Below are 22,972 nucleotides of genomic sequence, written 5' to 3' on the forward strand. Positions count from 1 at the left end.
ATGTAACGTCATATGTCGTCGTACAACTGCGACTTTTATAGCCGGGCGCCTTGGCGGTGTCAATCTGAAAGATTGGCGTTTATTCAGGTATTACACGGGCGTGCAAGCAATCAGCGCAAAGCAGTTGTAGGACGACGAATGCTAAACACTCGGCTAGGCGCCTTGCCCGGTACATCGTCGAGCATGCCGCAGGGTTGCATGCCGAGCTTTTCCAACACACGGATCGAGGCTGCGTGATCGGGCCGCACCAGGCCGAAGACCTCCGGCAGATTCAGTGTCTGGAAGGCCAGTGCCAGCGCATCCCGACCCAACTCGGTGGCGTAGCCCTGCCCCCACGCCTCCACCGCGAAGCGATAACCCAGGTTGATGCGCCGCTCGGTCAGGTAATTAAGCGGCGCTATGCCGCCAAAACCGATGAGGTATGCGGGCTGTTCCTTGCGGGCAATCGCCCACCAGCCATAACCCTGGGTGGCCCATTGTTCCAGCCAGTGGTCGAGCACGCGCTGGGCGTGCTCCAGGCTGGCGATCGGCCCGGCAGGGTTGAACAGGTTTGTCCGCGGGTCACCGAAGATCGCGAATAATCGCTGCACATCGTTGGCTTCTGGCTTGCGATAGATCAGCCGTGAGGAGGTGTCAGGCATGTACACAATTCCTTCTTGAAGGCATAAAGTTCAACCCATCAGCAAAAAAACGCAAATAGCGGTGAATTATTTGGTGTCGGCTTGTATCTGAAGTGACAGAGCGGTGCCATCGCAACGATGGCACCTCCCCTGTTCAGTTTTAGAGTGACCCGCATGAAATTACGTAAGAAAAGCGTCAAACCCATCGGTTTGAAAGACATCACCATCGTCGACGATACCAAGGTGCGCAAGGCGATCACCGCCGCCGCACTGGGTAATGCCATGGAGTGGTTCGACTTTGGTGTCTACGGGTTCGTCGCCTACGTGCTTGGCAAGGTGTTCTTCCCCGACGCCTCACCCAGCGTACAAATGATCGCTGCCTTGGGCACCTTCTCCGTGCCTTTCCTGATTCGCCCACTGGGCGGCCTGTTCTTCGGTGCCCTGGGCGACAAGTACGGGCGGCAGAAAGTATTGGCCGCCACCATCGTGATCATGTCCCTGAGCACCTTCGCCATCGGCCTGATCCCCGGCTACGCCTCGATAGGCATCTGGGCGCCGATCCTGCTGCTGTTGTGCAAAATGGCCCAGGGCTTCTCGGTGGGCGGTGAATACACCGGCGCCTCGATCTTTGTCGCCGAATACGCGCCGGACCGTAAACGCGGATTCCTCGGCAGCTGGCTGGACTTCGGCTCTATCGCCGGCTTCGTGCTCGGTGCCGGCGTCGTGGTGCTGATCTCGACAATCCTCGGTGAAGCCGACTTCGAAGCCTGGGGCTGGCGCCTGCCGTTCTTCCTGGCCCTGCCGCTGGGCATCATCGGCCTCTACCTGCGTCACGCGCTGGAAGAAACCCCGGCCTTCCAGCAGCACATGGACAAGCTCGAACAAGGCGACCGCCAAGGCCTGACCCACGGCCCCAAAGTCTCCTTCAAGGAAGTCGCCACCCAGCACTGGCGCAGCCTGCTGACCTGCATCGGTATCGTCGCGGCCACCAACGTGACGTATTACATGCTGCTCACCTATATGCCCAGCTACCTGTCGCATAACCTGCATTACAAAGAAAACAGCGGTGTGCTGATCATCATCGCGATCATGGTCGGCATGCTGTTTGTGCAGCCGTTCATTGGTTTTGTCAGCGACAAGATCGGCCGCAAACCCTTCATCATCGCCGGCAGCGTGGGCCTGCTGTTCCTGTCCATTCCGGCGTTCATGCTGATCACCAGCGGCAAGATCGGCCTGATCTTCGCCGGCCTGCTGATCCTGGCGGTAGTCCTCAACTTCTTCATTGGCGTAATGGCCTCGACCCTGCCGGCGATGTTCCCCACGCACCTGCGCTACAGCGCGCTGGCCAGTGCGTTCAACGTCTCGGTATTGATCGCCGGTGTCACCCCCACCGCCGTGGCGTGGCTGGTGGAAAGCACCAACGACCTGTTCATGCCCGCCTACTACCTGATGGTGTTTGCCGTGGTTGGCCTGATCACCGGCCTGACCATGAAGGAAACCGCCAACAAGCCACTGCGCGGCGCGGCGCCTGCGGCCTCGGACATGGCAGAAGCCAAGGAAATACTGCAAGAGCACCACGACAATATCGAGCAGAAGATCGAAGACATCGACACTCAGATTGCCGAACTGGAAGCCAAGCGCCAGAACTTGGTGCAGCAGCACCCACGCATCAACTGACTACTGACCTGGTGTGGCGGCCCCTGCCGCCATGCCTTTGGAGTGCCTGAACATGGTTCCAAGCGTCACCGCAGCACATTCGCTACTCAGCGCCGACGAACGCGCTGCCATCGCCGAGATAGAAGCCACCACCAGCATCCTGCAACTGGTCACCCGCCTGACCGGCATGCGCTTTGCCGGCATCGCCAAGTTCACCGACCTTGAGTGGGTCGTCTGTTCGGTGCATGACACGGCCGACATGGGCATTCATGTCGACGACGTGCTCGACCTCGAAACCACACTGTGCAGTGAATTCTGCATTAACCCGCAGACTCTGTTCATCCCGCAGATCAGCCACAACGGCCGCTTCGCCGCACGCCCGGTGGTCAAGCAGTTCGCCATCGAAAGCTACGCCGGTGCGCCGATCTTCCTGCCCGATGGGCGCCTGTTCGGCGCGTTGTGCGCACTGGATTCGCGCGCGATGCTGTTTGAAGACCCCAATCTGCCGGAAACCCTGAGCCTGTTTGCGCGGCTGATCGGCTGTATTTTCTTCGCTAACCTGAGCCCGCTTGATCAGTAAGCTTGCCGCGCAAGGCGGCCATATCGCGCTTGGGCGGCACGCCGAACAGCCGGCTGTACTCGCGACTGAACTGTGACGGGCTTTCATAACCCACCTTGAACGCCGCACTGGACACATCTTGATGTTCATTGAGCATCAAGCGCCGCGCCTCATTCAAACGCAGCCACTTCTGATACTGCAGAGGGCTCATCGCCGTCAGGTGGCGAAAGTGATGGTGAAAGGTGGCTGCGCTCATCTGCACCCGCGCGGCCAATTCCTCCACCCGCAGCGACACGGTGTAATTGAGCTTCAGCCAATCGATCGCCTTGGCGATCCGATAACCCTGCCCGTCAACGGCGCAGATCCGACGCAGGCGCCCGGCCTGGTCGGTCTTTAGCAGCCGGTAGTGGATCTCACGCTGAATCAACGGCGCGAGTACCGGGATCGCCTCGGGCTCGTCCAGCAAAGCGACCAAGCGTGCGAACGCCGCCAGCATGCCTTCGGTGACCGTGCCGATTCCCACCCCTTTCATCACCGCCCGCTCCCGAGTGGGCGGCAACTCACTCTGGGCGATCAGCTCGGCGAGGATGCGCAGGTCCAGTTTGAAGGTCAGGCCCAGGCAGGGCCGGGTCGGGCTGGCGACCAGCACTTCGGAGTTGGCCGGGATATCCAGAGACGTCAGCAGAAATCGCGTCGGGTCATAGGGGTAGCCCTCACCGCCGACCCACAGTTGTTTTTCACCCTGGACCACCAGCACCACACACGGCTCGACCATGCACACCACCGGCGCTGCCGGCTGTTCACGCCGATAAAAGCCCAGGCCCGGGACTGGCATAGGGTAGTCGCCGGGCGCCGCGACCTGCGCGTTGATCGCTTGGATCAAGGTGTTCAGAGGCAATTGATTAATCGTCATAAAAGGCTCTTTTAACGCGTGACCGAACTGTACCGCGCACCGCAGGCAAGTGTCGCCGACAACCCACAAGACTCAGAGGATCAGGCAAGTAATCCACTGGAACGCACTACAGAACGCCGGCCCATGCCGGGAAAATGCGCGGACCGACCTCATCTGGGATCACGCCATGAAAAGCCTTTTGCTCGCCCTGAGCGTGCTGCTGACGTCTTTTTCTTCATTGGGAGCCGACATGTCCAACGGTGCTGACAACTTCTACAAAAGCGACCAAGTGACGGTGCAAAACGTCACCTTCAACAACCAATACGGCATGGCGGTCGCGGGCCATTTGTTCATGCCGAAAAACCTCGCCCCCGGCGCAAAAAGCGCAGCCCTGGTGGTGGGACACCCGATGGGCGCCGTCAAAGAGCAGAGCGCAGACCTCTACGCCACCAAAATGGCCGAACAAGGCTTCATCACCCTCTCTCTGGACTTGTCATTCTGGGGCGACAGCGCAGGCTCACCACGCAATGCGGTGCTGCCCGACCTCTACGTCGAGGACTTCAGCGCCGCCGTGGATTTCCTCGGTACCCGCCCGCAGGTCGATCGCGAGCGCATCGGTGTGATCGGTATTTGCGGCAGCGGCAGCTTCGCCATCGCCGCCGCGAAGATCGACCCACGCTTGAAGGCCATCGCAACCGTGAGCATGTACGACATGGGTGCGGCCAACCGCAATGGCCTCAAACATAGCGTGACGCTGGCACAACGTCAGCAACTGCTGCGCCAGGCCGCCAACCAGCGCTATGTGGAATTCCAGGGCGGCGAAACCGTCTACACCGGCGGCACGCCAGCCACGCTTACCGGCGATGCGGTGGGTGATGAGTTCTACGATTTCTACCGTACGGCGCGCGGCGAATTCACCCCCGTCGGCGGCTCACCGCAAACCACCACGCGGCCGACCCTGACCAGTAACGTGAAGTTCCTGAACTTCTACCCCTTCAACGATATCGAGACGCTCTCCCCGCGCCCGCTGTTGTTGATCGCCGGGGCCGACGCGCACTCACGTGAGTTCAGTGAAGACGCCTACCAACGGGCGGCCGAGCCCAAGGAACTGGTGATCATCCCGGGCGCAGGCCATGTCGATCTTTACGACCGGGTCGATCTGATCCCTTTCGACAGACTCGCCACCTTCTTCAAAGGCCAGTTGAAATAATGTCCGATAAACCACAGATGCATAGCTGGGCTGCGGTGTTTGCGATGTCGCTGGCGGCGTTCGCACTGGTGGCCTCCGAGTTCATGCCGGTAAGCCTGCTGACGCCGTTGGCCACCGACCTGCAGATTTCCGAAGGCCAGGCCGGCCAAGGCATCTCGGTGTCCGGCCTGTTCGCCCTGCTCACCAGCCTGGTCATCGCCGCCGTCGCTGCGCGGGTTGAACGCAAGCGTCTGCTGTTGGCGTTGACCGTCCTGATGATATTGTCTGGAACCGTAGTGGCGCTGGCGCCGAACTACCTGACGTTCATGCTCGGTCGCGCGCTGATCGGCGTGGCCATTGGCGGCTTCTGGTCGCTGTCGGCGGCGACCGCCATGCGCCTGGTGCCCACGGCCCAAGTACCGCGCGCGCTGGCGATCGTGAATGGCGGCAACGCGCTGGCGACGGTGATCGCGGCGCCCTTGGGCAGCTTTCTCGGCGCACTGATCGGTTGGCGCGGCGCATTTTTCTGCGTCGTGCCGGTGGCGGTAGCGGCGGGCCTGTGGCTGCTGTTCAGCTTGCCCGCGATCAAGGTGCAAGGCCAGGCCAAGCCCGGCAACGTGCTGCGCTTGTTCAAACAGCCGCCCGTGGCCCTGGGCATGCTCGCCATCAGCGGCTTTTTCATGGGCCAGTTCATGCTGTTCACTTACCTGCGTCCGTTTCTGGAAAGCGTCACGCGGGTCAGCACCTCCACACTCTCGTTGCTGCTGTTGGTGCTCGGCCTGGCCGGGCTGGCGGGCACGGTGCTGATAGAGCGCGTGCTGAAAAACCGCCTGTACCCTGTGCTGATCGCCATTCCATTGATCATGGCGGGGATTGCCGTGGCCCTGGTGACCTTCGGCGGCTCGCCGATCACCACCGCCGTGTTGCTTGGCTGCTGGGGCTTCGTGGCGACCGCCGCGCCGGTGGGTTGGTGGACCTGGCTGGCGCGCGTGTTGCCGGACGATGCCGAGGCCGGCGGTGGGTTGATGGTGGCGATCATTCAATTGGCGATTACTGCCGGTGCCACTGTCGGCGGCCTGGCGTTCGACCACAGCGGTTATCAGGCAACCTTTGAGCTCAGCGCGGCCACGCTGGGGCTGGCTGCGTTGCTGGCAGGCCTGGCCGCGCTGCACTCAGCGCCGGGGTTGATGGCCAGCCGCCCTACCTGAAAAACTGACTCGGCGTCTTGCCAAACTGCTTTTTGAACATACTGGTAAAGGCGCTCGGGCTCTCGTAACCCAATTCGATGGCGACATCGATAATCTTCTGCCCCACCGCAATGCGCTCCAGCGCCAGCAGCAACCGCGCCTGCTGGCGCCATTGGCCGAAGGTCAAGCCGGTTTCCTTGCGAAACAGACGCTGGATGGTTTTCTGGTCCAGCTCAAGCCGCCCACTCCAATCCTCCACCGTCGACGCATCCCCAGGATCCTGCTGCAGCGCCAGGCAAATCCGGTTGATACGCGGGTCGCCCGGTTGCGGCAGCGACAGCGGCAACGCCGGCAGAATCGCCAGTTCATCGAGGATCAGGTGCATGATCCGCGCATCGCGTGAGTCCTCGGCGTACGGCGGCCTCAAACTCACCGACGCCTTGATCAACTCACTCAGCAACGGCGAAACGCTCACCGCCTTGGTCTCGGTCGGCAGGTTCGGGAATGCATCGGGGCGCACAAACACACTGCGCATTTTCAACGGGCCCACACAGCGCAACGAGTGGACTTGCCCGCAAGGCATCCAGAAGCCGCGATTGGACGGCACCGTCCATTGGTTGTGCGCCGAGTGCACCACCATCACGCCCTCGATGGCGTAAAGTAACTGGTGCTTTTCGTGGCTATGCTCGGGGATCACCCAGTTTTCGGGGTAATCGGTGGCGGAACTGATGACAGCCCAGTCGCCTGCGTCGATTTCCTGCAAAAATTCATTCAGTGGTTTGATCATTTCGCCCTTTTTGCGACAGTTGCCTCCCGAATTTCGTGAGACAGGCATTGGCACCGAATTTAGCATAACCGTTGAAACAATTAGAAATGGGTGACGGGCTCAAGTACTCGCCACCTCAGTTTGCTGCCCTGTATGGAATGCCTGCATGACGACCGTCACCGCGTCACCCGCCGTTGCAACCACTACACCCCAAGTAAGCCCCTTGGTCATGCGCGTCCTCGGCGCCTGCGCCCTGGCCCACCTGATCAATGACCTGATCCAGGCCGTGCTGCCCTCGATCTACCCGATGCTCAAGGCCAACTACGGGCTGAGCTTTACCCAGGTGGGCCTGATCACCCTGACCTTCCAATTGACCGCCTCGCTGCTGCAACCCTGGATCGGCTACCACACCGACCGCCACCCCAAGCCCTGGCTGTTGCCGGCCGGCATGGTGTGCACCTTGATCGGCATTCTGATGCTGGCGTTTGTCGGCACCTTCCCGGCCATTTTGCTGGCGGCGGCCCTGGTGGGCGTCGGCTCGTCGACCTTCCACCCGGAAACCTCGCGCGTCGCACGCCTGGCCTCCGGTGGGCGTTATGGCCTGGCGCAATCGACCTTCCAGGTCGGCGGCAACACCGGCAGTGCCTTCGGCCCGTTGCTGGCGGCGGCGATCATCATTCCTTACGGCCAGAGCCATATCGCCTGGTTCGGGCTGTTCGCCGTGTTTGCGATTCTGGTGCTGTACGGCCTGAGCCGCTGGTACCGCAACCACCTCAACCTGTTCAAGCTCAAGCAAGGTGGCAAGGCCACTCATGGCCTGTCCAAAGGCCGCGTGACCTTTGCCCTGGTGGTGCTGGCGCTGCTGGTGTTCTCCAAATACTTCTACATGACCAGCCTGACCAGCTACTTCACGTTCTACCTGATCGAGAAGTTCCAGCTGTCGGTGGCCAGTTCGCAGATGTACCTGTTCCTGTTCCTTGGCGCGGTGGCCGTGGGCACCTTCGCCGGTGGCCCGATTGGCGACAAGATCGGGCGCAAGAAAGTCATCTGGTTCTCGATCCTCGGCGCGGCGCCCTTCACCCTGGCCCTGCCCTACGTCGACCTGTTCTGGACCGCCGTACTCAGCGTGGTCATCGGCTTTATCATCGCCTCGGCCTTCTCGGCCATCGTGGTCTTCGCCCAGGAACTGGTGCCGGGCAATGTGGGCATGATCGCCGGTATCTTCTTCGGCCTGATGTTCGGCTTCAGCGGCATTGGTGCTGCGCTGCTGGGCTTGCTCGCTGACAACCACGGCATTGAGTACGTTTATAAGATCTGCTCGTTCCTGCCACTGGCGGGCATCCTGACGATATTGCTGCCTTCGACCAAAGGCGTCTGACCCGCCGATTATCGGCTGGCCGTGTGCTATTAGCCGGAATGCTCTGAAAAACCTGCGTGTGCGCTTACAATCCCGATTTTCAAGCGCACACCCAGGCAGCCCGGCACGACATGACGCTCGACCCTCCTACGATTCTGATTCTGACCATCGCGCTGGCCGCCGCTGCCGCGTTGTATCTGGCCATTGAATGGCGCAGCGTACGCGAGGCTTCCCTGCTGTTCTGGGCTGCAGGTTTTGCGACCATCAGCGTCGGCTCCACCCTGGCGTTGCTGCGCGGCAGTGGCCTGTTAATGATCGGCATCTGGTTCGCCAACGGCTTGCTGGTGACTGCGCACTTTCTGTTCCTGCTCGGCGTGGCGCGTTTTACCCAGGCGCGCCTTTCACCGCTATGGCTGTTGATGCTGCTGGTGTGGCTGGGAATGCTGATGCTTCCAGCCGAGCTCCCATGGTCCAAAGCCATGCTGGCGGTGCAGTCGCTGCTGGTGGCAGCGCCGACTCTGCGCGCCAGCTTTTTGCTGCGCCCGCACGGCAAATCACTCAGCATCGGCGCGGTGCAGTTGCGCTATGTGCTGCTGATCCATGGCGCGTTTTATGTAGCTAAAGCGTTGTCAGTGATGATCCCCGGCACACTGATTGACCTGGCTGCCTTCAAGGGCGAAATCATCCAGGTGTCCCTGGTGGAAGGTGCGATGGCGATCATGTTGATCGCGCTGTCGATGACCGGCTCCGAACGCTACCGCCGCGAGCAGCACATCGCGCGGCTGGCGGCCCGCGACCCACTCACTGCGCTCTTCAACCGCCGCGCCCTTGACCTGCAAGCGCCCCGCCTGTTGGCGCAAGTCTCGTCGGCCCAGCCAGGCGCCGTGCTGTTGATCGATATCGACAACTTCAAAGGGGTCAACGACCTCTACGGCCATACCGCCGGCGACCGTTTGCTCATCGCCCTCAGCGAGATGATCCGCAGCGTCGTACCCCAAAGTGCGTTAGCTGCGCGCCTGGGTGGGGACGAGTTTTTGATTCTACTGAACAACACCTCGACCCAGCAGATTGTCGAGCTGGGCAGCCGCTTGCGTGAACAGTTCCAGCAAGTCGCCGCTGAAACCTTTACCACGCCGGCGCCGGTGACCTTGAGCATCGGCGCCAACCTGTTCGACCAACCACCGGCAAGCCTGGCCGCGCTGATCGAACAAGGCGACACCACGCTCTACGAAACCAAGCGTGGCGGGCGCGACAGCATTCGTCTGGTGGACCAGACCGGCACGTTCGGCTAAAGGTCGTAATGCACCGCTACGCTGCGCCCGGTCTTCACCGACTCCAATGCACTATCGGCCAGGTGCAAGGCATACAGGCCATCACGCACACTGGTCGGTAGCTCTCGACCCGCATTCAGCGCATCAATGAACTGTGCCAGCTCATTGCGATAAGCCTCTGCGTAACGTTCGAGGAAAAAGTGCTGCAACGGCTCCAGCGCTTCGGTGTGGTCGGCACTCCAATGGCGCAACGTACTGGGGCGGTGGTTGTCGGTGAGCAGCACGCCCGTGGCGCCGGACACTTCCACGCGCTGGTCATAGCCATACACCGCCTGGCGACAGCAGTTGATGTGGCATTGCTTGCCGGAGGCGGTGCGCAGCAGCACCATCACGCTGTCGTAGTCGTCGATGTCGGCCAGGCTCGGGTCCACCAGGCGGCTGGCGAAGGCGCTGACTTCCACCGGTTCCTCGCCGAGCAGGTGGCGGGCGGTGTCGAAGTCATGGATGGTCATGTCGCGCAGGATGCCACCGGAGTGTTCCAGGTAGTCACGCGGCGCCAGGCCGGGGTCGCGGCTGGTGATGATCACCTGGCGCACGGCGCCGATCTGGCCGGCGTCCAGCGCCTGGCGCAGGCGCAGCATGTCGGGGTCAAAACGCCGGTTGAAACCGAGCATCACCTTGCCGCCCAGGCGCTCGACGGCTTGAGCGGCGTTGCGGGCCTTGGCGATATCCAGGTCGATCGGCTTTTCGCACAGCACCGCCTTGCCTGCGGCCACCGCCGCCAGCAGCAGGTCGATATGGGTGTCGGTGGGCGTGCCGATCACCACGGCATCAATATCTTGGCGGGCAAGCACGGCGGCGCAGTCATAGGCCGCTTCGCAACCTAATTGCGTGCTGAGCGCGTCGACACCTTCGCGCCAGGGGTCAGCCACCAGTACCAGCGTGGCGTTGGGGTGAGCGGCGACGTTGGCGGCGTGGATCCTGGCGATGCGCCCGGCACCTAAAACGGCAATACGTAGCATGGTCGAACTCCTGGAATTGTTGTTGAGGGAGCTTCAGTCCGGCAGGTTGAACGGTGTCACGATCTGCACCTGTGACGGCGCAATCGGCCCGGCCTTCCATAGCCGGTGGTATTGCAGGATGTGCAAAAACACGCTGCGGGCATCGATCTGCAGGTTGTGGTCGATGATCGCGGCGACTTTTTCTTCCAGCAGCAGCTGGCGGTTTTCTTCGTCCAGGTCATGGCCGATAAACACCTCCAGCGGGCGCTCGAGGGCGGCGAAGGCGTCGACAATCGCGCGATTACCGCCGCCGACGCTGTACACCGCCTTGAGGTCGGGGTGTTGCTTGAGGGCCTGGGTGACGCGCTCAAAGGTGCGGTCGTACACGCCGTAACCGCCGCTGATATCCAGCACCCGCAGGTGCGCGGCACGCCCACGCAGCCAGGCGCGAAAGCCCATCTCGCGTTCTTCTTCGCCGCGGAACAGTTCGCTGCCGATCACCACCGCCACGTCCTGGGGTTGCGCGGGCAGCCAGCGCGACATCAGGTAGGCCGCGGTCTGGCCGGCGGTGCGGTTGTCCATGCCCACATAGCCGATGCGCTCGCTTTGCGGCAGGTCGGTGACCAGGGTCACCACGGGAATGCCCGCCGCGATCAGTTGCTTGACGGCCTGATTCACCGCCGGCTCATCCGCCGCCTTGAGCACCACGCCCTGGCTGCCGGTATCGAGGCAGCGCAGCAGCTGGTCGTGCATGGCCTGGGGTTCGATTTCTTCAAACAGGTGAAAACGCGGCGCGATGCGAAACGGCGCCAGGCTGCCCAATTGCGCAGTAATCGCCGCCTGCACCGCCGCGCTGAAGCGCTGGGGCGTGTGCATGATCACATCGACGTGAAACGTGCGCCCCACTGCCAGGCCGTTTTTTTCCTGGGCCTCCAACTCATCCAGCGCCTGCTCGATGCGCCGAGAGGTCTGCGCATGCACGCTGCCACGCTGGTGCAACACGCGGTCGACCGTGGCTTTGCTCACACCGGCCTGGGTCGCGAGTTGCTTGATGGAGAAATGTTTTGCGCGTTCGAGCATGCGGTTCGCCTGAGGTGTTTTTGAGGTCTTTTTTGGGCGTTACTGAGGTTTTGCAATGCTAGTCTCAGTTTTGCCCGGCGTCGAGCCAGGCCGACAAAACAACAAAAAGTTCAGGAGAACCCCATGCCTCACACCGATCTCGCCAGCGCATTCAACGGCCAATACTTTGTCGTCACCGGCAGCACCCAGGGTTTGGGCGCTGCCGTGGCGCATACCCTGGCGCAGCGTGGCGCTGCCGGGCTGATCATCTGCGGGCGCCGCCGCGCCGAGGGCGAAGAACAGGTCCGGCAACTGGCACAGCTCGATTGCCAGGCATTTTTTGTCGAGGCCGACCTGGAAAACGTCGAGGATTGCCGCGCGATCATCGACGCGGCCCGCACCCACTTCGGCACCCTGCACGGGCTGGTGAACTGCGCCGGCATGTCGGATCGCGGCACCATTCTCGACACCTCACCCGAGCTGTTTGACCGGCTGTTTGCGGTGAACGTGCGGGCGCCGTTTTTTCTGATGCAGGAAGCACTCAAGCTGATGATCAGCACCGGCGTGGAAGGCGCGGTGGTGAATATCCAGAGCATCACCGGGCATGGCGGGCAATCGTTTTTGAGCGCCTATGCGGCGTCCAAGGGCGCGCTGGCGATATTGACCAAGAACGTGGCATTCAGCGCATTGCGTAATCGCATCCGCGTGAATGGCCTGAATATCGGCTGGATGGACACGCCTCACGAGGATCAGATCCAGCGCCAATACCACGGCGCGCAGGACGGCTGGTTGGCCGAGGCCGAGCGCGCGCAGCCGTTCGGGCGGCTGCTCAAGCCCGAAGAAGTGGCGCAAAGCGTGGCGTTTTTGCTCTCGCGTGAAGCGGGGATGATGACCGGCTCAGTGATCGACCTGGAGCAAGGCGTGGTCGGCTGCACCGACAGCGGCAGCCCGCAACCACACCAGGCGTTGAGCCTGCCGGGAGGTGTGTAATGTCGGCGTTCGTGACCGGCGCAGCGGTGCGCCTGGCGGATTTCAGCCGTATTTGCGCCCAACGGACCAACGCCGAGGACTACCCGCTGTGTGCCGAGGTGGTGAGCAATGTGCCGATCTATCAGGCCGGCACTTTACGCAACAGCGAACGCCTGCGCGTCATGGATGAGCTGCATCACCTGTTCCGCGACGGGCCTGGGGTGATGGTGGTGCGCCAGGCCTATGAAGACCTGGCGGTGGTCGATCGCCATAGCCAGGTGTTCGAGGCGATCTTTGCCCACGAGGCTGCGCAAGGCGTGGCCGCCGACCATTTTGCCCAGGCCGGCAGCAACGGGCGCATCTGGAATTCGCTGCAGAAAGCCGCGCTGCAGTCGCCGGAATCGTTTGCCGAGTACTACGCCAACCCGCTGCTCGGTTTGATCGCCGAAGCGTGGCTGGGGCCGAGCTTTCAGATGACCGCTCAGGTGAACGTGGTCCACCCTGGCGGGCAGGCGCAACAGCCGCACCGTGACTATCACCTGGGCTTTCAGACCACTGAGGTGGTTGAACGCTTTCCGCTGCCGCTGCACCTGTTGTCGCAATACCTGACGCTGCAAGGTGCGGTGGCCCATTCGGATATGCCGCTGGAAAGCGGGCCGACCCAACTGCTGCCCTTCTCCCAGCAATACCCGCTGGGTTACCTGGCCTGGCGCCGCGCAGAATTTATCGACTACTTCCAGCAGCACGCCGTGCAACTGCCGCTGAACAAGGGCGACCTGCTGTTCTTCAACCCGGCGCTGTTCCACGCGGCGGGCACCAACCGCACCACCCACCACCGGCGCATGGCCAACCTGCTGCAAATCTCTTCGGCGTTCGGCAAGCCCATGGAAGCCCTCGACCGCGACCGCATGATGCTCGCGGTGTACCCGGTGCTGCTGGCCAACCCTGCGTTGAATGCCGAAGCGGTGATCGCCTGTACGGCCGACGGCTATTCCTTCCCCACCAACCTCGACACCGACCCGCCCTTGCACGGGCTAGCCCCGCAAACCGGGCAGCAATTAATGCAACAAGCCCTTGACGAACGCTGGCCCTATTCAGACTTCGCCGCTGCCGTGGCGCAACTGCGGGCCAAGCGCCAGGCGTGAATCCCACTGCTTTTACAACAACAAAAAAAACGGAGCATAACCATGAAGAAGCAACTCCTCGCAGCACTGCTGACCCTCGCTGTTACGCCCTGGGCCTGGGCGGATATACGTATCGGCGTGAGCATCGCCCAGGTCGACGACGTGTTCCTCGCACAGATGCGTGACTACATGGCGGCCCACGCCAAGGAGCTACCCGGCGTGACCCTGCAATTTGAAGACGCCCAGGGCGATGTGGTGCGCCAACTCAATCAGGTGCAGAACTTTACCGCCCAGGGCATGGACGCGATTATCGTCAACGCGGTGGACACGGCGGCCACGCAGAAAATGACCGTCAATGCCCAGCAGGCCAAGATCCCGCTGGTGTACGTCAACCGCCGCCCGGAGTTCAAGGACGTGCCGCCGGGCGTGGGTTATGTTGGCTCGGATGAGATCAAGGCCGGGGAAATCCAGATGCGCTATCTGGCAGAGAAAATGGGCGGCAAAGGCAACCTAGCGATCATGCTCGGGCTGCTGTCCAATAACGCCACGCACAACCGCACGCTGGGGGTGAAGACGGTGCTCAAGGATTACCCGGACATCAAGATTGTCGAGGAGCAAAGCGCCGAATGGCAGCGCGGCAAGGCGATTGACCTGATGAGCAACTGGATTGTGTCCGGACGCAAAATCGATGCCGTGGCGGCGAATGCAGATGAAATGGCGATTGGCGCCGCCATGGCGATCAGCCAGGCGGGCATGCAACCGGGCAAGGACATCCTGGTGGCCGGCAGCGATGGCGGCGCAGCGGGGCTGGACGCAGTGAAGAAGGGCCAGTTGCTGGTGACGGTGTATCAGGACAACAAAGGCCAGGCCGTTGGCTCGATTGATCTGGCGGTGAAGATGGTCAAGAAGGAACCCTATGTGGCTGAGCTGACCATTCCTTATCAGCAGATCACCAAAGACAATTACCAGGCGTTTTTGAACCCCTAAGCCCTTGCCTATGGCCAAGTTTTCTTGTGGCGAGCGGGCTTGTTGTGGCGAGCGGGCTTGCCCCGCGTTGGGCTGCGAAGCGGCCCTGAAACCCTACGCCGCGTACTGACTGGAGAACGCGGTGGCTCTACCGGGGCCGCTTCGCGCCCCAACGCGGGGCAAGCCCGCTCGCCACAGTAAGCCCGCTAGCCACAGTAAGCTCGCTCAGCCAGGGGAGCACGCAGCCTGCGTAGATAGCCAGCAGGTCATTCATTGCGCAACCCATTGACGACGATATAAAGCAACGGCCCCACCGAAACAAACACCGCCGTCAGCGCAAAATACGGCAGCACAGACACTACCGACCGCCCGCGACCACGCGCATCCCGATACATCCACACGCACGCCAGCACCGCCATCAGGTACAGGTCGATCACCACCTGTGCGGTGTCCGGCCGCGACATCAATTGCCACCCGAAAGCCAGCAGCGATTGCTCGGCGGTGAGCATCGTCACCAGCGTATAGAGTGAAAATCCAACTAACCCGACCAGGGCAATAGAGGGTCTGTGCATGGTCTCTTCCTTGAAGTGAATGAAGCTCACGATAGTGATAAGGTCTTGGCCCTCGCAATGACCTCACAGGTTATGAACCCGCCATGGACACCACTGCCGGCGACCAGCTGCGCCAACTGCGTCGCCACGCCAAGCTCAGCCAGCTGGACCTGGCCTTGATCACCGGGGTTTCGCAACGCCACCTCAGTTACATCGAAACCGGCCGCGCCAAGCCGAGCCCGGGCACGCTGCACAACTTATTGACCGCGCTGGATGTGCCGCTTGAGCAATGCAATCGCGTGTTCCTCGCCGCCGGTTACGCGCCACGCTACACCGCCACCCCGCTCGCCTCACCGGCCATGGCCGCGATTCGCGAAGCCGTCAGCCATGTGTTGCACGCCAACAACCCCGCCCCGGCGATTCTGCTGGACAGCCAGTGGCAAGTGCTGGCGGCGAATGCCAGTACCGGCGTTCTGTTTGAACGGGTGGGGCTTGAACCGGATGCGGCAGACGGGCTGAATCTGCTGACCACGCTGTTGCAAACCGGCGGCTTGGGCGACCACCTGATCAACGCCGAAGAGATCCGCACGCTTGCCTGGCAACGCGCCAGCCGTGAGGCGCTGGGCAATCCTGAGTTGGCGGTTTTATTAGCGAGTCTGCCGACGCCCACCCACACCGAACCGCCCGAACACATGCCGCCCTTGGCGCTGACGCGCATCCGCTCACCCCAGGGCGAACTGAGCTTTCTGTCGACCTTCACCACGTTCGGCATGCCCCAGGACATCACCCTCACGTCGCTGCGTATCGAGCATCTGATTCCAGCTGACGAGCCGACGTGGCAAGTGATGCGCGCCGCCTACGCGAAGCATGCCGCGCTGGTTTTGTGAAATATCTGTCCGTAGACTGCCGCCATACCTCCCACTTGAAGGCGGCGAAAAAAACGTGATGCAAGTTACCGAAGTCTCCATTGCCCAACTGCGCGCGGCGCTTGAAACCGGCCAGACCACTGCCGTTGAACTGGTAAACGCCTACCTGGCACGGATTGATGCCTACGACGGCCCGCAGACCGCCACCGCCTTGAACGCCGTGGTGGTGCGCAACCCCGAAGCCCTTAAAGAAGCCGAGGCGTCCGATGCGCGCCGGGCCAGGGGCGAAACGTTGGGGCCATTGGACGGCATTCCCTATACCGCCAAGGACAGCTACCTGGTCAAGGGCCTCACGGCCGCATCCGGCAGCCCGGCCTTTGCCAAGCTGGTTGCGCAGCGCGACGCCTTCACCATCGAACGCCTGCGAGCGGGCGGCGCCATCTGCCTGGGCAAGACCAATATGCCGCCGATGGCCAATGGCGGGATGCAGCGGGGTGTGTATGGCCGTGCCGAAAGCCCTTACAACGCCGACTACCTGACTGCACCGTTTGCCTCCGGTTCGTCCAACGGCGCGGGCACCGCCACGGCGGCAAGCTTCGCCGCCTTTGGTGTGGCTGAAGAAACCTGGTCGAGCGGGCGCGGTCCGGCGTCCAACAATGGGTTGTGCGCCTACACACCGTCCCGTGGGGTGATTTCGGTGCGCGGCAACTGGCCGCTCACGCCGACCATGGACGTGGTGGTGCCCTATGCACGCACCATGGCCGACCTGCTGGAAGTGCTGGATGTGGTGGTCGCTGAAGACCCCGACACCCGTGGCGACCTGTGGCGCCTGCAACCCTGGGTGCCGATCCCGAGCGTGGCGTCGGTGCGCCCCGCGTCTTACGCCGACCTGGCTGTGGGCCGCGAAGCCCTCGCCGGTAAGCGTTTCGGCGTGCCGCGCATGTACATCAATGCCGACCCTGAGGCGGGCACCAGTGAAAAGCCCGGCATCGGCGGGCCGACCGGGCAGAAGATCAACACCCGCGCCAGCGTGATCGACCTGTGGGCAGATGCACGCCAGGCGCTGCAAGCTGCCGGTGCTGAAGTGATCGAGGTGGATTTCCCGCTGGTGTCCAACTGCGAAGGCGATCGCCCTGGCGCGCCAACCGTGTTTACCCGTGGGCTGGTCTCCAAGGAGTTTCTGCACGACGAATTGTGGGAACTGTCGGCCTGGGCTTTTGACGACTTCCTGCGCGCCAACAACGACCCGGCGCTCAACCGTTTGGCGGATGTCGACGGGCCGAAGATTTTCCCGCACGACCCGGGCACCCTGCCCAACCGTGAAGATGACCTGGCCGCCGGCATGGACGAATACGTGCGCATGGCCCAGCGCGGCATCACGCCGTGGAACGAGATCAGCACCGTGCCGGACGGCTTGCGCGGCCTGGAGCAAACCCGGCGCATCGACCTGGAAGACTGGATGGACAGGCTTGGGCTGGATGCGGTGTTGTTCCCGACTGTGGCCGATGTAGGCCCGGCAGATGCCGACGTGAATGAAGCCAGTGCCGACATCGCCTGGAGCAATGGCGTGTGGGTCGCTAACGGCAACCTCGCCATCCGCCACCTCGGCGTGCCCACCGTCACCGTGCCGATGGGCGTGATGGCCGACATCGGCATGCCGGTCGGCCTGACCTTTGCCGGCCGCGCGTACGATGACTCGGCGCTGCTGAGCTTTGCCAGCGCGTTCGAAGCCACCGGCAGCAAACGCCTGATCCCGCCGCGCACACCACCGCTGTAAAAATTGTGGGATCACTGATCGTTCCCACGCTCCGCGTGGGAATGCATTCTGTGACGCTCCGCGTCACGACTTCAAGAGCGGACGCAGAGCGTCCAGGGTTGCATTCCCACGCGGAGCGTGGGAACGATCAAGGCTTTAATATCAGGCCATGTAGGGCACGGCGATCAGCAGGATCGCGGTGCCGTGGGCCAGTGCTGCGGGCAGTACGCCGTAACGCATGCGCACCAGCGCGCAGGCCAACCCTTCAAGCAGGGTGAACAGCAACACTGGCCAGCCCAGTTGGGTGACGCTTAAGGCCAGGAACCCATGGCAGGCTGCAAAGGCCACGCCGCTGATCAATGCCGCGCGCAATGGCGAAACCTGTTGCTCCAGATAACCCTGCAAAAAACCACGAAACAGCACCTCCTCCAACGCATTGGCGCCATAGGCCAATACCACCATGCCCGGCAACCACACCCAGTAGCCGTGGAACTGGCTTGCATCAATGCCTTGGTAAACCCGCAGCGGCACGCCGATCAAACAGCCGACCACAACCCCCACCGCCATGCCAACCAACGGGTTGCCAATGGACCAACGCATCAACCGCCACAACTCCGGTGCCAGGCGTGAGAGCAGCATGATCAGCAGCACCGACAGCCCGCCGAGCGCCGCCAGCACGAAGGCATTGCCACTGAACGCGATCTGCACATCGCGGCTCACCGCCCACATGCCCAGCGGCGTCATCACATCGCGCATCAGCACAAACGCCGCCAGCAGGATCAGGATGCGCATCGCCACCTGCGCCCTTGGCGTCAACGCGAACCACGCACCAAACAGCAGCAGGCCCGGCGCCAAGTGCACGGAGTAGTCAATCAGTACCTCAAGCCCTTGGGTGATCATCGCCGGTTCAATCGTGTGCAACAGCGATCATGTCGATCTCGACGGCCGCCGATTTGGGCAACTGCATCACCCCCACCGACGTGCGCGTGTGCACACCGGCAGCGCCGAGGATTTCGTGGAACAGGTCCGACGCGGCGTTGGCCACTTCACTCTGCTGATCAAAGTCTTCGGCGCTGCGCACATACACGGTGATACGCGCGAGGGTCTTGACCTGATCCAGCGAACCCAGCGCCTGCTTGAGCAACCCCAGGCAACGCAACGCGCTGATACTGGCGGCGATTTGCGCCTGGGCCAGGGTCAGGCTTTCGCCGACCTTGCCCGGCAGCATAACGGTGTCGCCGACACGCGGAATCTGGCCGCTGATGTACAGCTGGTTGCCATCGCGCACCCACGGCGTGTAGTTGCCGCCGATTTTGAATTCTTCCAGCCGGTAGCCAATGCGCTCCTGCGCAGCCTGGTATTTTTCGTCGCGGGTCATGGGCGTGTGTCCTCGTTGCGGCGTTGCCACTCATCCACCACATCGCCCAGGGTTTTGGGCAAGTCGTTGCGGATCCAGGCCATGAACGGCCGGTCGAACTTGAACGTCGGGCCACAGTGTTCAAGCATGAAACGGCGAACGTTCTGGGTATTTTTGTAGTGTGGGGTCACGGGAGTGGCGCGGGTGATGACGTCGCTGTGCCAGTCAAAATCCATGTTGTCTCTCGGGTGGTTTGTTATTTGCGCAGTAGCATAGCGATCGGCTTGTGGTGCTGGAAGCGACATGGTGTGCCGCCCGCACTTATTTGATGTGTTGGGACGTCGTACAAGAACGCGAGCTGTTTATAACGTCATCAAACCTAATCTTTTCGAGATATTTCAAAATTTCACTTTCTTTCCCGCTCGAAAATATTGCATGGTTGTACGACGACTTAAATTGTCGTGTTCACCCCCAACAACAATAAGGAAACACCCATGCCAAACGTCAAAGTGCTGATCGGTTTTCTGTGCCTGTTCACCGGCTACGTCGCAGCTGCGCCTGCCCCCGCCGAAAAGGACGTGGCCCAAGCGGTCGACCAACTGACCCAAGCCATGCTGCACCTGGACCTCAAGGCGCTGCACGCCCTGACGTCCGACAAGCTCACCTATGGCCACTCCAGCGGCAAGGTGCAGAACAAAGCGCAATTTATCGCTGACCTGGAAACCCACACCAGCGCGTTCAAAACCCTCGAAATGCAAAACCAGACCATCACCCTGGACGGCGACACCGCGCTGGTACGCAACCACTTTCACGCCCTGGCCGTGAACAGCGGCGTCGAAGTGCCGACCGATATCGACAACTTCCAGGTCTGGCAGAAGCAAAAAGGCCATTGGCTGCTGATCGGGCGCCAGGCGTACAAATACTGACGCCAAGCGGTGCGGCTCACCACCGCACCGCTTCCCGGACCTTCAGCAGCGCCTCACCCAACGCGGCCATGCTCACCGAACCCAGCGCCAGGCGCAGCGCGTGCGGCACCGTGGCCGAGACCGCAAACGGCTCGGCGGTGGACACGGAAATCTGCTCACGCTGCAAGGCCATGGCCACCTGATCGGCCCGCGCCTCGTCCCCCAGCGGCAACCACAAAAAATACGAACACGGATGGCTGATGTAAGGCACGCCCTTGAGCAGCTGCGCAGCCAAGGCTTGGCGTGCCCGTGCATCCTGGCGCTTTTGTGCTTCAAGTTGCGCGACGGTACCGTCCTCGATCCAGGCCACCGCAATCGCGCTCATCACACCGGGCACATTCCAGGTGGTGGCCATGATCGTGCGCTCGAGCTTTTTTACCCAGGCTGGCGGCGCGGCGATAAACCCGACGCGCAAACCCGTGGCGACACTTTTTGATAACCCGCCTACGTACACCGTGCACTCAGGCGCCAATGTGGCCAGCGGCGGTGGCGCATCCTCGGCCAGGAACGCGTAGGCCGCGTCCTCAATCAGCATCAGATGGTGCTCACGCGCGATGGCAATCAGTTGCTCGCGTTGCGCAAGGCTCATCACCCAACCCAACGGGTTATGCAGGGTTGGAATGCTGTACACCGCACGCACCGGGCGCTTGCGGCACAGCGCGTGCAGGAACGCCAGATCCGGACCGCTGGCGGTGACCGGAATGGCGACGATTTCCAGGTGCAGGGTTTCGGCCAGCACCTTGAAGCCTGAATAGGTCAGCGCATCCACGGCAATCACATCCCCAGGCTTGAGCAACGCCATCATCGTCACCGCCAGGCCGTGCTGGGCGCCGCTGACCATCAGCACCTGCTCCGCCTCAACCGCCAGGCCTCGGTTCAATAGATGGCGTGCCACAGCAGCGCGCTCGTGCAAGCGGCCGGCGTGGGGCTGGTAACGCAGCAACGCTTCCAGGTCGCCCGACAGCGCCAATTGGCGCAGAGCGGTGCGCAGCAGGTCTGCCTGGCCGGGCAGTGAGGGGTAATTGAAGTTCAGGTCGAGCATGCCGGTGGCCACATTCATCTGCCCACTGCCCTGCCCCGGCGGCAACGCGATTTCCCGCACAAAGGTGCCGCGCCCGGTTTCGCCGCTGACCAGGCCCATGGCTTCCAGCTCGGTGTACACCCGGCTCGCGGTAACCAACGCCAAGCCATGCTCGGCGGCCAATTGCCGGTGAGTGGGCAGACGTGTACCGGGCGCCAGTGCGCCGCTGCGGATGTCATGGGCAAAGGCGTCGACCAGCGACTTGTAGCGGGCGCGCGGCATAGGTGATGTATCCATGACAATTTTTTGATTGTCTTAATCTTGATCCCTAGGATGGCCTTTACGCAACCACCTACTTCGAGTCCTAGCCATGGAACGCACCTCAAGTCTCCCCGCAGCAGACGCCAGCGCCCACGGCTGGATCAACGGCTTCATCGGCGTGGTCATCTTCAGCGGCTCCTTGCCGGCCACGCGCCTGGCGGTGATGGAGTTCAACCCGGTGTTTCTGACCATGATCCGCGCCGCCATTGCCGCCGTGCTCGGCTTGCTGTTGTTGGGGTTGTTCAGGGAAAAACGCCCCGCACGCCACCAATGGGGGCCGCTGGTGATCGTCGCCCTGGGCGTGGTGATCGGCTTTCCACTGCTCACGGCTTTGGCGCTGCAATACATGACCTCGGCGCATTCCATCGTCTTCATTGGCCTGCTACCGCTGGCCACCGCCGTGTTTGGTGTACTGCGAGGCGGCGAGCGGCCGCGCCCGGTGTTCTGGGTGTTTTCGATTCTCGGCAGCCTGCTGGTGATGGGCTACGCGGTTGCCCAAGGCTTGAGCGCCGCGCCGGCCGGTGACGTGCTGATGCTGCTTGCCGTATTGGTGTGCGGCCTGGGGTATGCCGAAGGCGCCACGTTGTCGCGCAGCCTGGGCGGCTGGCAAGTGATCTGCTGGGCGTTGGTGGTGTCGTTGCCGGTGGTGGCGCCGTTGAGCGTGATGCTGGCGCCGGCAACCCTCACGGGCATCAGTCTGCCGGCGTGGCTGAGCCTGGGCTATGTGTCGCTGTTCAGTATGCTGATCGGCTTTGTGTTCTGGTATCGCGGCCTGGCCCAGGGTGGCATCGCTGCGGTCGGCCAGTTGCAGTTGCTGCAACCGTTTTTCGGCCTGGCGCTGGCGGCGGGCCTGCTGCATGAGCAGGTCAGCCTGGGCATGCTGCTGGTGACGGTTGCGGTGATCGGCTGTGTGGCCGGGGCCAAGCAGTTCGCCCGCTAGCGTTGCGGCGCGACCATCTTGAATTTGATGTTGATATCGTCAGAGACCACGCTGTTGCCCGCCCACTCACCTTCACCAATCTTGAAGTCGCCGCGCTTGAGGATGAACGCGCCGTCAAACACGCCGATGCCACTTTGCTCCTTGAGCACCACATCAATATCCACCGGCCGCGTGATGCCCTTGATCGTCAGGTTGCCGGTGATTTTGTAGCGGTTATCGCCCAGCGCCGTGGCGCCATTGGACTCATACACGCCCACAGGATAAGCCGCGGTGTCGAACCACGCCGGTTGCTGCAACTGGGTATTGGCGTCCTGGCTGCCGGCGTCGATGCTCGCCAGTTGGATCTTGAGCAACGCATGGGCCGCCTCGGGCTTTTGCGTGTCGAAGGTCAGGGTGCCTTCAAAGTCACTGAAGGTGCCATACACCCGCTGCCCGAATTGTTGGAAGGTAAAACTGATCTGGCTGGCGGTGCGGTTGACGTCTTTGTATTCCACGGCCTGCGCTCTGCCGAGAAACACACCAAGGAGCACCGCCAGGCTTACACACAGGGGCATTCGACGCTTCATGCAACACTCCGCA

24 protein-coding genes are annotated in these 22,972 nt (G+C 62.1%); 13 read left to right on the top strand and 11 right to left on the bottom strand.

The genetic code is table 11. The features are described 5' to 3' along the window. Positions 1–110 precede the first annotated feature (110 nt). A complete protein-coding gene (locus ASE80_RS18330; protein WP_056860184.1) occupies positions 111–641 on the bottom strand; it encodes a GNAT family N-acetyltransferase in 531 nt (176 codons plus the stop codon). Positions 642–794: 153 nt separating this feature from the next. On the opposite strand from ASE80_RS18330, the gene proP reads away from it, so the two are divergent. Both proP and ASE80_RS18340 read left to right on the top strand, forming a co-directional pair. Beyond that, positions 795–2,297, top strand: coding sequence for a glycine betaine/L-proline transporter ProP (gene proP / locus ASE80_RS18335; RefSeq protein WP_017138953.1), 1,503 nt, complete (start codon positions 795–797; stop codon positions 2,295–2,297). A gap of 52 nt (positions 2,298–2,349) precedes the next feature. Beyond that, the gene (locus tag ASE80_RS18340) at positions 2,350–2,856 is read left to right on the top strand and encodes a GAF domain-containing protein (RefSeq protein ID WP_056860185.1); all 507 of its coding nucleotides are present in this window, start codon (positions 2,350–2,352) and stop codon (positions 2,854–2,856) included. Here the strand turns inward: ASE80_RS18340 and ASE80_RS18345 are convergent. Then, positions 2,831–3,748, bottom strand: coding sequence for an AraC family transcriptional regulator (locus ASE80_RS18345; RefSeq protein ID WP_056860186.1), 918 nt, complete (start codon positions 3,746–3,748; stop codon positions 2,831–2,833). The two genes, ASE80_RS18340 and ASE80_RS18345, sit on opposite strands and share 26 nt — an antisense overlap. 166 nt (positions 3,749–3,914) lie before the next feature. Here ASE80_RS18345 and ASE80_RS18350 point away from each other — a divergent pair, with 166 nt between their 5' ends. Beyond that, entirely contained in the window at positions 3,915–4,937 is a 1,023-nt protein-coding gene (locus ASE80_RS18350) for an alpha/beta hydrolase (protein ID WP_056860187.1), read from the top strand. After that, positions 4,937–6,124, top strand: coding sequence for an MFS transporter (locus tag ASE80_RS18355; RefSeq protein ID WP_111452759.1), 1,188 nt, complete (start codon positions 4,937–4,939; stop codon positions 6,122–6,124). The genes ASE80_RS18350 and ASE80_RS18355 overlap by 1 nt, the downstream gene beginning before the upstream one ends. Here ASE80_RS18355 and ASE80_RS18360 read toward each other — a convergent pair. Further along, entirely contained in the window at positions 6,117–6,938 is an 822-nt protein-coding gene (locus tag ASE80_RS18360; RefSeq protein WP_056860341.1) for an AraC family transcriptional regulator, read from the bottom strand. The genes ASE80_RS18355 and ASE80_RS18360 overlap by 8 nt on opposite strands. Positions 6,939–7,035: 97 nt before the next feature. Between ASE80_RS18360 and ASE80_RS18365 the strand changes: the two genes are divergently transcribed. Beyond that, positions 7,036–8,247, top strand: coding sequence for an MFS transporter (locus ASE80_RS18365; protein WP_056860189.1), 1,212 nt, complete (start codon positions 7,036–7,038; stop codon positions 8,245–8,247). Positions 8,248–8,357: 110 nt separating this feature from the next. Continuing rightward, positions 8,358–9,518 carry a GGDEF domain-containing protein gene (locus tag ASE80_RS18370; RefSeq protein WP_017138959.1) on the top strand — a complete coding sequence of 387 codons (1,161 nt, stop codon included), beginning with the start codon at positions 8,358–8,360 and terminating at the stop codon, positions 9,516–9,518. Here ASE80_RS18370 and iolG read toward each other — a convergent pair. Continuing rightward, a complete protein-coding gene (iolG, locus tag ASE80_RS18375; protein ID WP_056860190.1) occupies positions 9,515–10,519 on the bottom strand; it encodes an inositol 2-dehydrogenase in 1,005 nt (334 codons plus the stop codon). The two genes, ASE80_RS18370 and iolG, sit on opposite strands and share 4 nt — an antisense overlap. Positions 10,520–10,552: 33 nt before the next feature. Then, complete coding sequence (locus ASE80_RS18380; RefSeq protein ID WP_056860191.1) at positions 10,553–11,578, bottom strand: LacI family DNA-binding transcriptional regulator; 1,026 nt, start codon at positions 11,576–11,578, stop codon at positions 10,553–10,555. A gap of 123 nt (positions 11,579–11,701) precedes the next feature. Between ASE80_RS18380 and ASE80_RS18385 the strand changes: the two genes are divergently transcribed. From ASE80_RS18385 to ASE80_RS18395, 3 genes are read left to right on the top strand one after another with little or no spacing between them, the layout of a single operon-like run. After that, positions 11,702–12,547 (top strand): SDR family oxidoreductase, encoded by an 846-nt coding sequence (locus tag ASE80_RS18385; protein ID WP_056860192.1) that lies wholly within the window; start codon positions 11,702–11,704, stop codon positions 12,545–12,547. Further along, the gene (locus tag ASE80_RS18390; RefSeq protein WP_056860193.1) at positions 12,547–13,671 is read left to right on the top strand and encodes a phytanoyl-CoA dioxygenase family protein; all 1,125 of its coding nucleotides are present in this window, start codon (positions 12,547–12,549) and stop codon (positions 13,669–13,671) included. Before ASE80_RS18385 ends, ASE80_RS18390 begins: the two co-directional genes overlap by 1 nt. Positions 13,672–13,713: 42 nt before the next feature. Beyond that, entirely contained in the window at positions 13,714–14,637 is a 924-nt protein-coding gene (locus ASE80_RS18395; protein ID WP_056860194.1) for a sugar ABC transporter substrate-binding protein, read from the top strand. 245 nt (positions 14,638–14,882) lie between these two features. Here the strand turns inward: ASE80_RS18395 and ASE80_RS18400 are convergent, their stop codons facing one another. Further along, positions 14,883–15,188, bottom strand: a complete 306-nt coding sequence (locus ASE80_RS18400; RefSeq protein ID WP_056860195.1) for a DUF2834 domain-containing protein — start codon at positions 15,186–15,188, stop codon at positions 14,883–14,885. An 83-nt stretch (positions 15,189–15,271) separates the two neighbouring features. Here ASE80_RS18400 and ASE80_RS18405 point away from each other — a divergent pair, with 83 nt between their 5' ends. Together ASE80_RS18405 and ASE80_RS18410 are read left to right on the top strand one after the other, a co-directional pair. Beyond that, positions 15,272–16,054, top strand: coding sequence for a helix-turn-helix domain-containing protein (locus ASE80_RS18405; RefSeq protein WP_056860196.1), 783 nt, complete (start codon positions 15,272–15,274; stop codon positions 16,052–16,054). 55 nt (positions 16,055–16,109) lie between these two features. Continuing rightward, entirely contained in the window at positions 16,110–17,810 is a 1,701-nt protein-coding gene (locus ASE80_RS18410; protein ID WP_082463645.1) for an amidase, read from the top strand. Between the two features lie 141 nt (positions 17,811–17,951). Here ASE80_RS18410 and ASE80_RS18415 read toward each other — a convergent pair whose 3' ends face one another. The 3 genes from ASE80_RS18415 to ASE80_RS18425 are packed head-to-tail and all read right to left on the bottom strand — an operon-like array spanning position 17,952 to position 19,382. After that, complete coding sequence (locus tag ASE80_RS18415; protein ID WP_056860198.1) at positions 17,952–18,689, bottom strand: CPBP family intramembrane glutamic endopeptidase; 738 nt, start codon at positions 18,687–18,689, stop codon at positions 17,952–17,954. A gap of 7 nt (positions 18,690–18,696) precedes the next feature. Next, entirely contained in the window at positions 18,697–19,167 is a 471-nt protein-coding gene (locus ASE80_RS18420; RefSeq protein ID WP_056860199.1) for a RidA family protein, read from the bottom strand. Continuing rightward, on the bottom strand, positions 19,164–19,382 hold the full coding sequence (locus tag ASE80_RS18425; RefSeq protein ID WP_056860200.1) for a DUF6434 domain-containing protein: 219 nt from the start codon (positions 19,380–19,382) through the stop codon (positions 19,164–19,166). The genes ASE80_RS18420 and ASE80_RS18425 overlap by 4 nt, the downstream gene beginning before the upstream one ends. Positions 19,383–19,640: 258 nt before the next feature. On the opposite strand from ASE80_RS18425, the gene ASE80_RS18430 reads away from it, so the two are divergent. Beyond that, a complete protein-coding gene (locus ASE80_RS18430) occupies positions 19,641–20,072 on the top strand; it encodes a nuclear transport factor 2 family protein (RefSeq protein WP_056860201.1) in 432 nt (143 codons plus the stop codon). 16 nt (positions 20,073–20,088) lie between these two features. Here ASE80_RS18430 and ASE80_RS18435 read toward each other — a convergent pair whose 3' ends face one another. After that, positions 20,089–21,414, bottom strand: a complete 1,326-nt coding sequence (locus ASE80_RS18435; RefSeq protein WP_056860202.1) for an aminotransferase-like domain-containing protein — start codon at positions 21,412–21,414, stop codon at positions 20,089–20,091. An 88-nt stretch (positions 21,415–21,502) separates the two neighbouring features. Between ASE80_RS18435 and ASE80_RS18440 the strand changes: the two genes are divergently transcribed. Then, a complete protein-coding gene (locus ASE80_RS18440) occupies positions 21,503–22,393 on the top strand; it encodes a DMT family transporter (RefSeq protein WP_056860203.1) in 891 nt (296 codons plus the stop codon). Here the strand turns inward: ASE80_RS18440 and ASE80_RS18445 are convergent. Then, positions 22,390–22,959 (bottom strand): YceI family protein, encoded by a 570-nt coding sequence (locus ASE80_RS18445; protein WP_056860204.1) that lies wholly within the window; start codon positions 22,957–22,959, stop codon positions 22,390–22,392. The genes ASE80_RS18440 and ASE80_RS18445 overlap by 4 nt on opposite strands. Positions 22,960–22,972 lie beyond the last annotated feature (13 nt).

The organism is Pseudomonas sp. Leaf15 (assembly GCF_001421425.1).
GTDB classification, from domain to species: Bacteria; Pseudomonadota; Gammaproteobacteria; order Pseudomonadales; family Pseudomonadaceae; genus Aquipseudomonas; species Aquipseudomonas salomonii.

What these genes read in the sequence shown, in the direction of transcription:
- ASE80_RS18330 (WP_056860184.1), bottom strand. Translation starts at nt 641, where the DNA reads ATGCCTGACACCTCCTCACGGCTGATCTATCGCAAGCCAGAAGCCAAC.
- proP (WP_017138953.1), top strand. Translation starts at nt 795, where the DNA reads ATGAAATTACGTAAGAAAAGCGTCAAACCCATCGGTTTGAAAGACATC.
- ASE80_RS18340 (WP_056860185.1), top strand. Translation starts at nt 2,350, where the DNA reads ATGGTTCCAAGCGTCACCGCAGCACATTCGCTACTCAGCGCCGACGAA.
- ASE80_RS18345 (WP_056860186.1), bottom strand. Translation starts at nt 3,748, where the DNA reads ATGACGATTAATCAATTGCCTCTGAACACCTTGATCCAAGCGATCAAC.
- ASE80_RS18350 (WP_056860187.1), top strand. Translation starts at nt 3,915, where the DNA reads ATGAAAAGCCTTTTGCTCGCCCTGAGCGTGCTGCTGACGTCTTTTTCT.
- ASE80_RS18355 (WP_111452759.1), top strand. Translation starts at nt 4,937, where the DNA reads ATGTCCGATAAACCACAGATGCATAGCTGGGCTGCGGTGTTTGCGATG.
- ASE80_RS18360 (WP_056860341.1), bottom strand. Translation starts at nt 6,938, where the DNA reads ATGCCTGTCTCACGAAATTCGGGAGGCAACTGTCGCAAAAAGGGCGAA.
- ASE80_RS18365 (WP_056860189.1), top strand. Translation starts at nt 7,036, where the DNA reads ATGACGACCGTCACCGCGTCACCCGCCGTTGCAACCACTACACCCCAA.
- ASE80_RS18370 (WP_017138959.1), top strand. Translation starts at nt 8,358, where the DNA reads ATGACGCTCGACCCTCCTACGATTCTGATTCTGACCATCGCGCTGGCC.
- iolG (WP_056860190.1), bottom strand. Translation starts at nt 10,519, where the DNA reads ATGCTACGTATTGCCGTTTTAGGTGCCGGGCGCATCGCCAGGATCCAC.
- ASE80_RS18380 (WP_056860191.1), bottom strand. Translation starts at nt 11,578, where the DNA reads ATGCTCGAACGCGCAAAACATTTCTCCATCAAGCAACTCGCGACCCAG.
- ASE80_RS18385 (WP_056860192.1), top strand. Translation starts at nt 11,702, where the DNA reads ATGCCTCACACCGATCTCGCCAGCGCATTCAACGGCCAATACTTTGTC.
- ASE80_RS18390 (WP_056860193.1), top strand. Translation starts at nt 12,547, where the DNA reads ATGTCGGCGTTCGTGACCGGCGCAGCGGTGCGCCTGGCGGATTTCAGC.
- ASE80_RS18395 (WP_056860194.1), top strand. Translation starts at nt 13,714, where the DNA reads ATGAAGAAGCAACTCCTCGCAGCACTGCTGACCCTCGCTGTTACGCCC.
- ASE80_RS18400 (WP_056860195.1), bottom strand. Translation starts at nt 15,188, where the DNA reads ATGCACAGACCCTCTATTGCCCTGGTCGGGTTAGTTGGATTTTCACTC.
- ASE80_RS18405 (WP_056860196.1), top strand. Translation starts at nt 15,272, where the DNA reads ATGGACACCACTGCCGGCGACCAGCTGCGCCAACTGCGTCGCCACGCC.
- ASE80_RS18415 (WP_056860198.1), bottom strand. Translation starts at nt 18,689, where the DNA reads ATGATCACCCAAGGGCTTGAGGTACTGATTGACTACTCCGTGCACTTG.
- ASE80_RS18420 (WP_056860199.1), bottom strand. Translation starts at nt 19,167, where the DNA reads ATGACCCGCGACGAAAAATACCAGGCTGCGCAGGAGCGCATTGGCTAC.
- ASE80_RS18425 (WP_056860200.1), bottom strand. Translation starts at nt 19,382, where the DNA reads ATGGATTTTGACTGGCACAGCGACGTCATCACCCGCGCCACTCCCGTG.
- ASE80_RS18430 (WP_056860201.1), top strand. Translation starts at nt 19,641, where the DNA reads ATGCCAAACGTCAAAGTGCTGATCGGTTTTCTGTGCCTGTTCACCGGC.
- ASE80_RS18435 (WP_056860202.1), bottom strand. Translation starts at nt 21,414, where the DNA reads ATGCCGCGCGCCCGCTACAAGTCGCTGGTCGACGCCTTTGCCCATGAC.
- ASE80_RS18440 (WP_056860203.1), top strand. Translation starts at nt 21,503, where the DNA reads ATGGAACGCACCTCAAGTCTCCCCGCAGCAGACGCCAGCGCCCACGGC.
- ASE80_RS18445 (WP_056860204.1), bottom strand. Translation starts at nt 22,959, where the DNA reads ATGAAGCGTCGAATGCCCCTGTGTGTAAGCCTGGCGGTGCTCCTTGGT.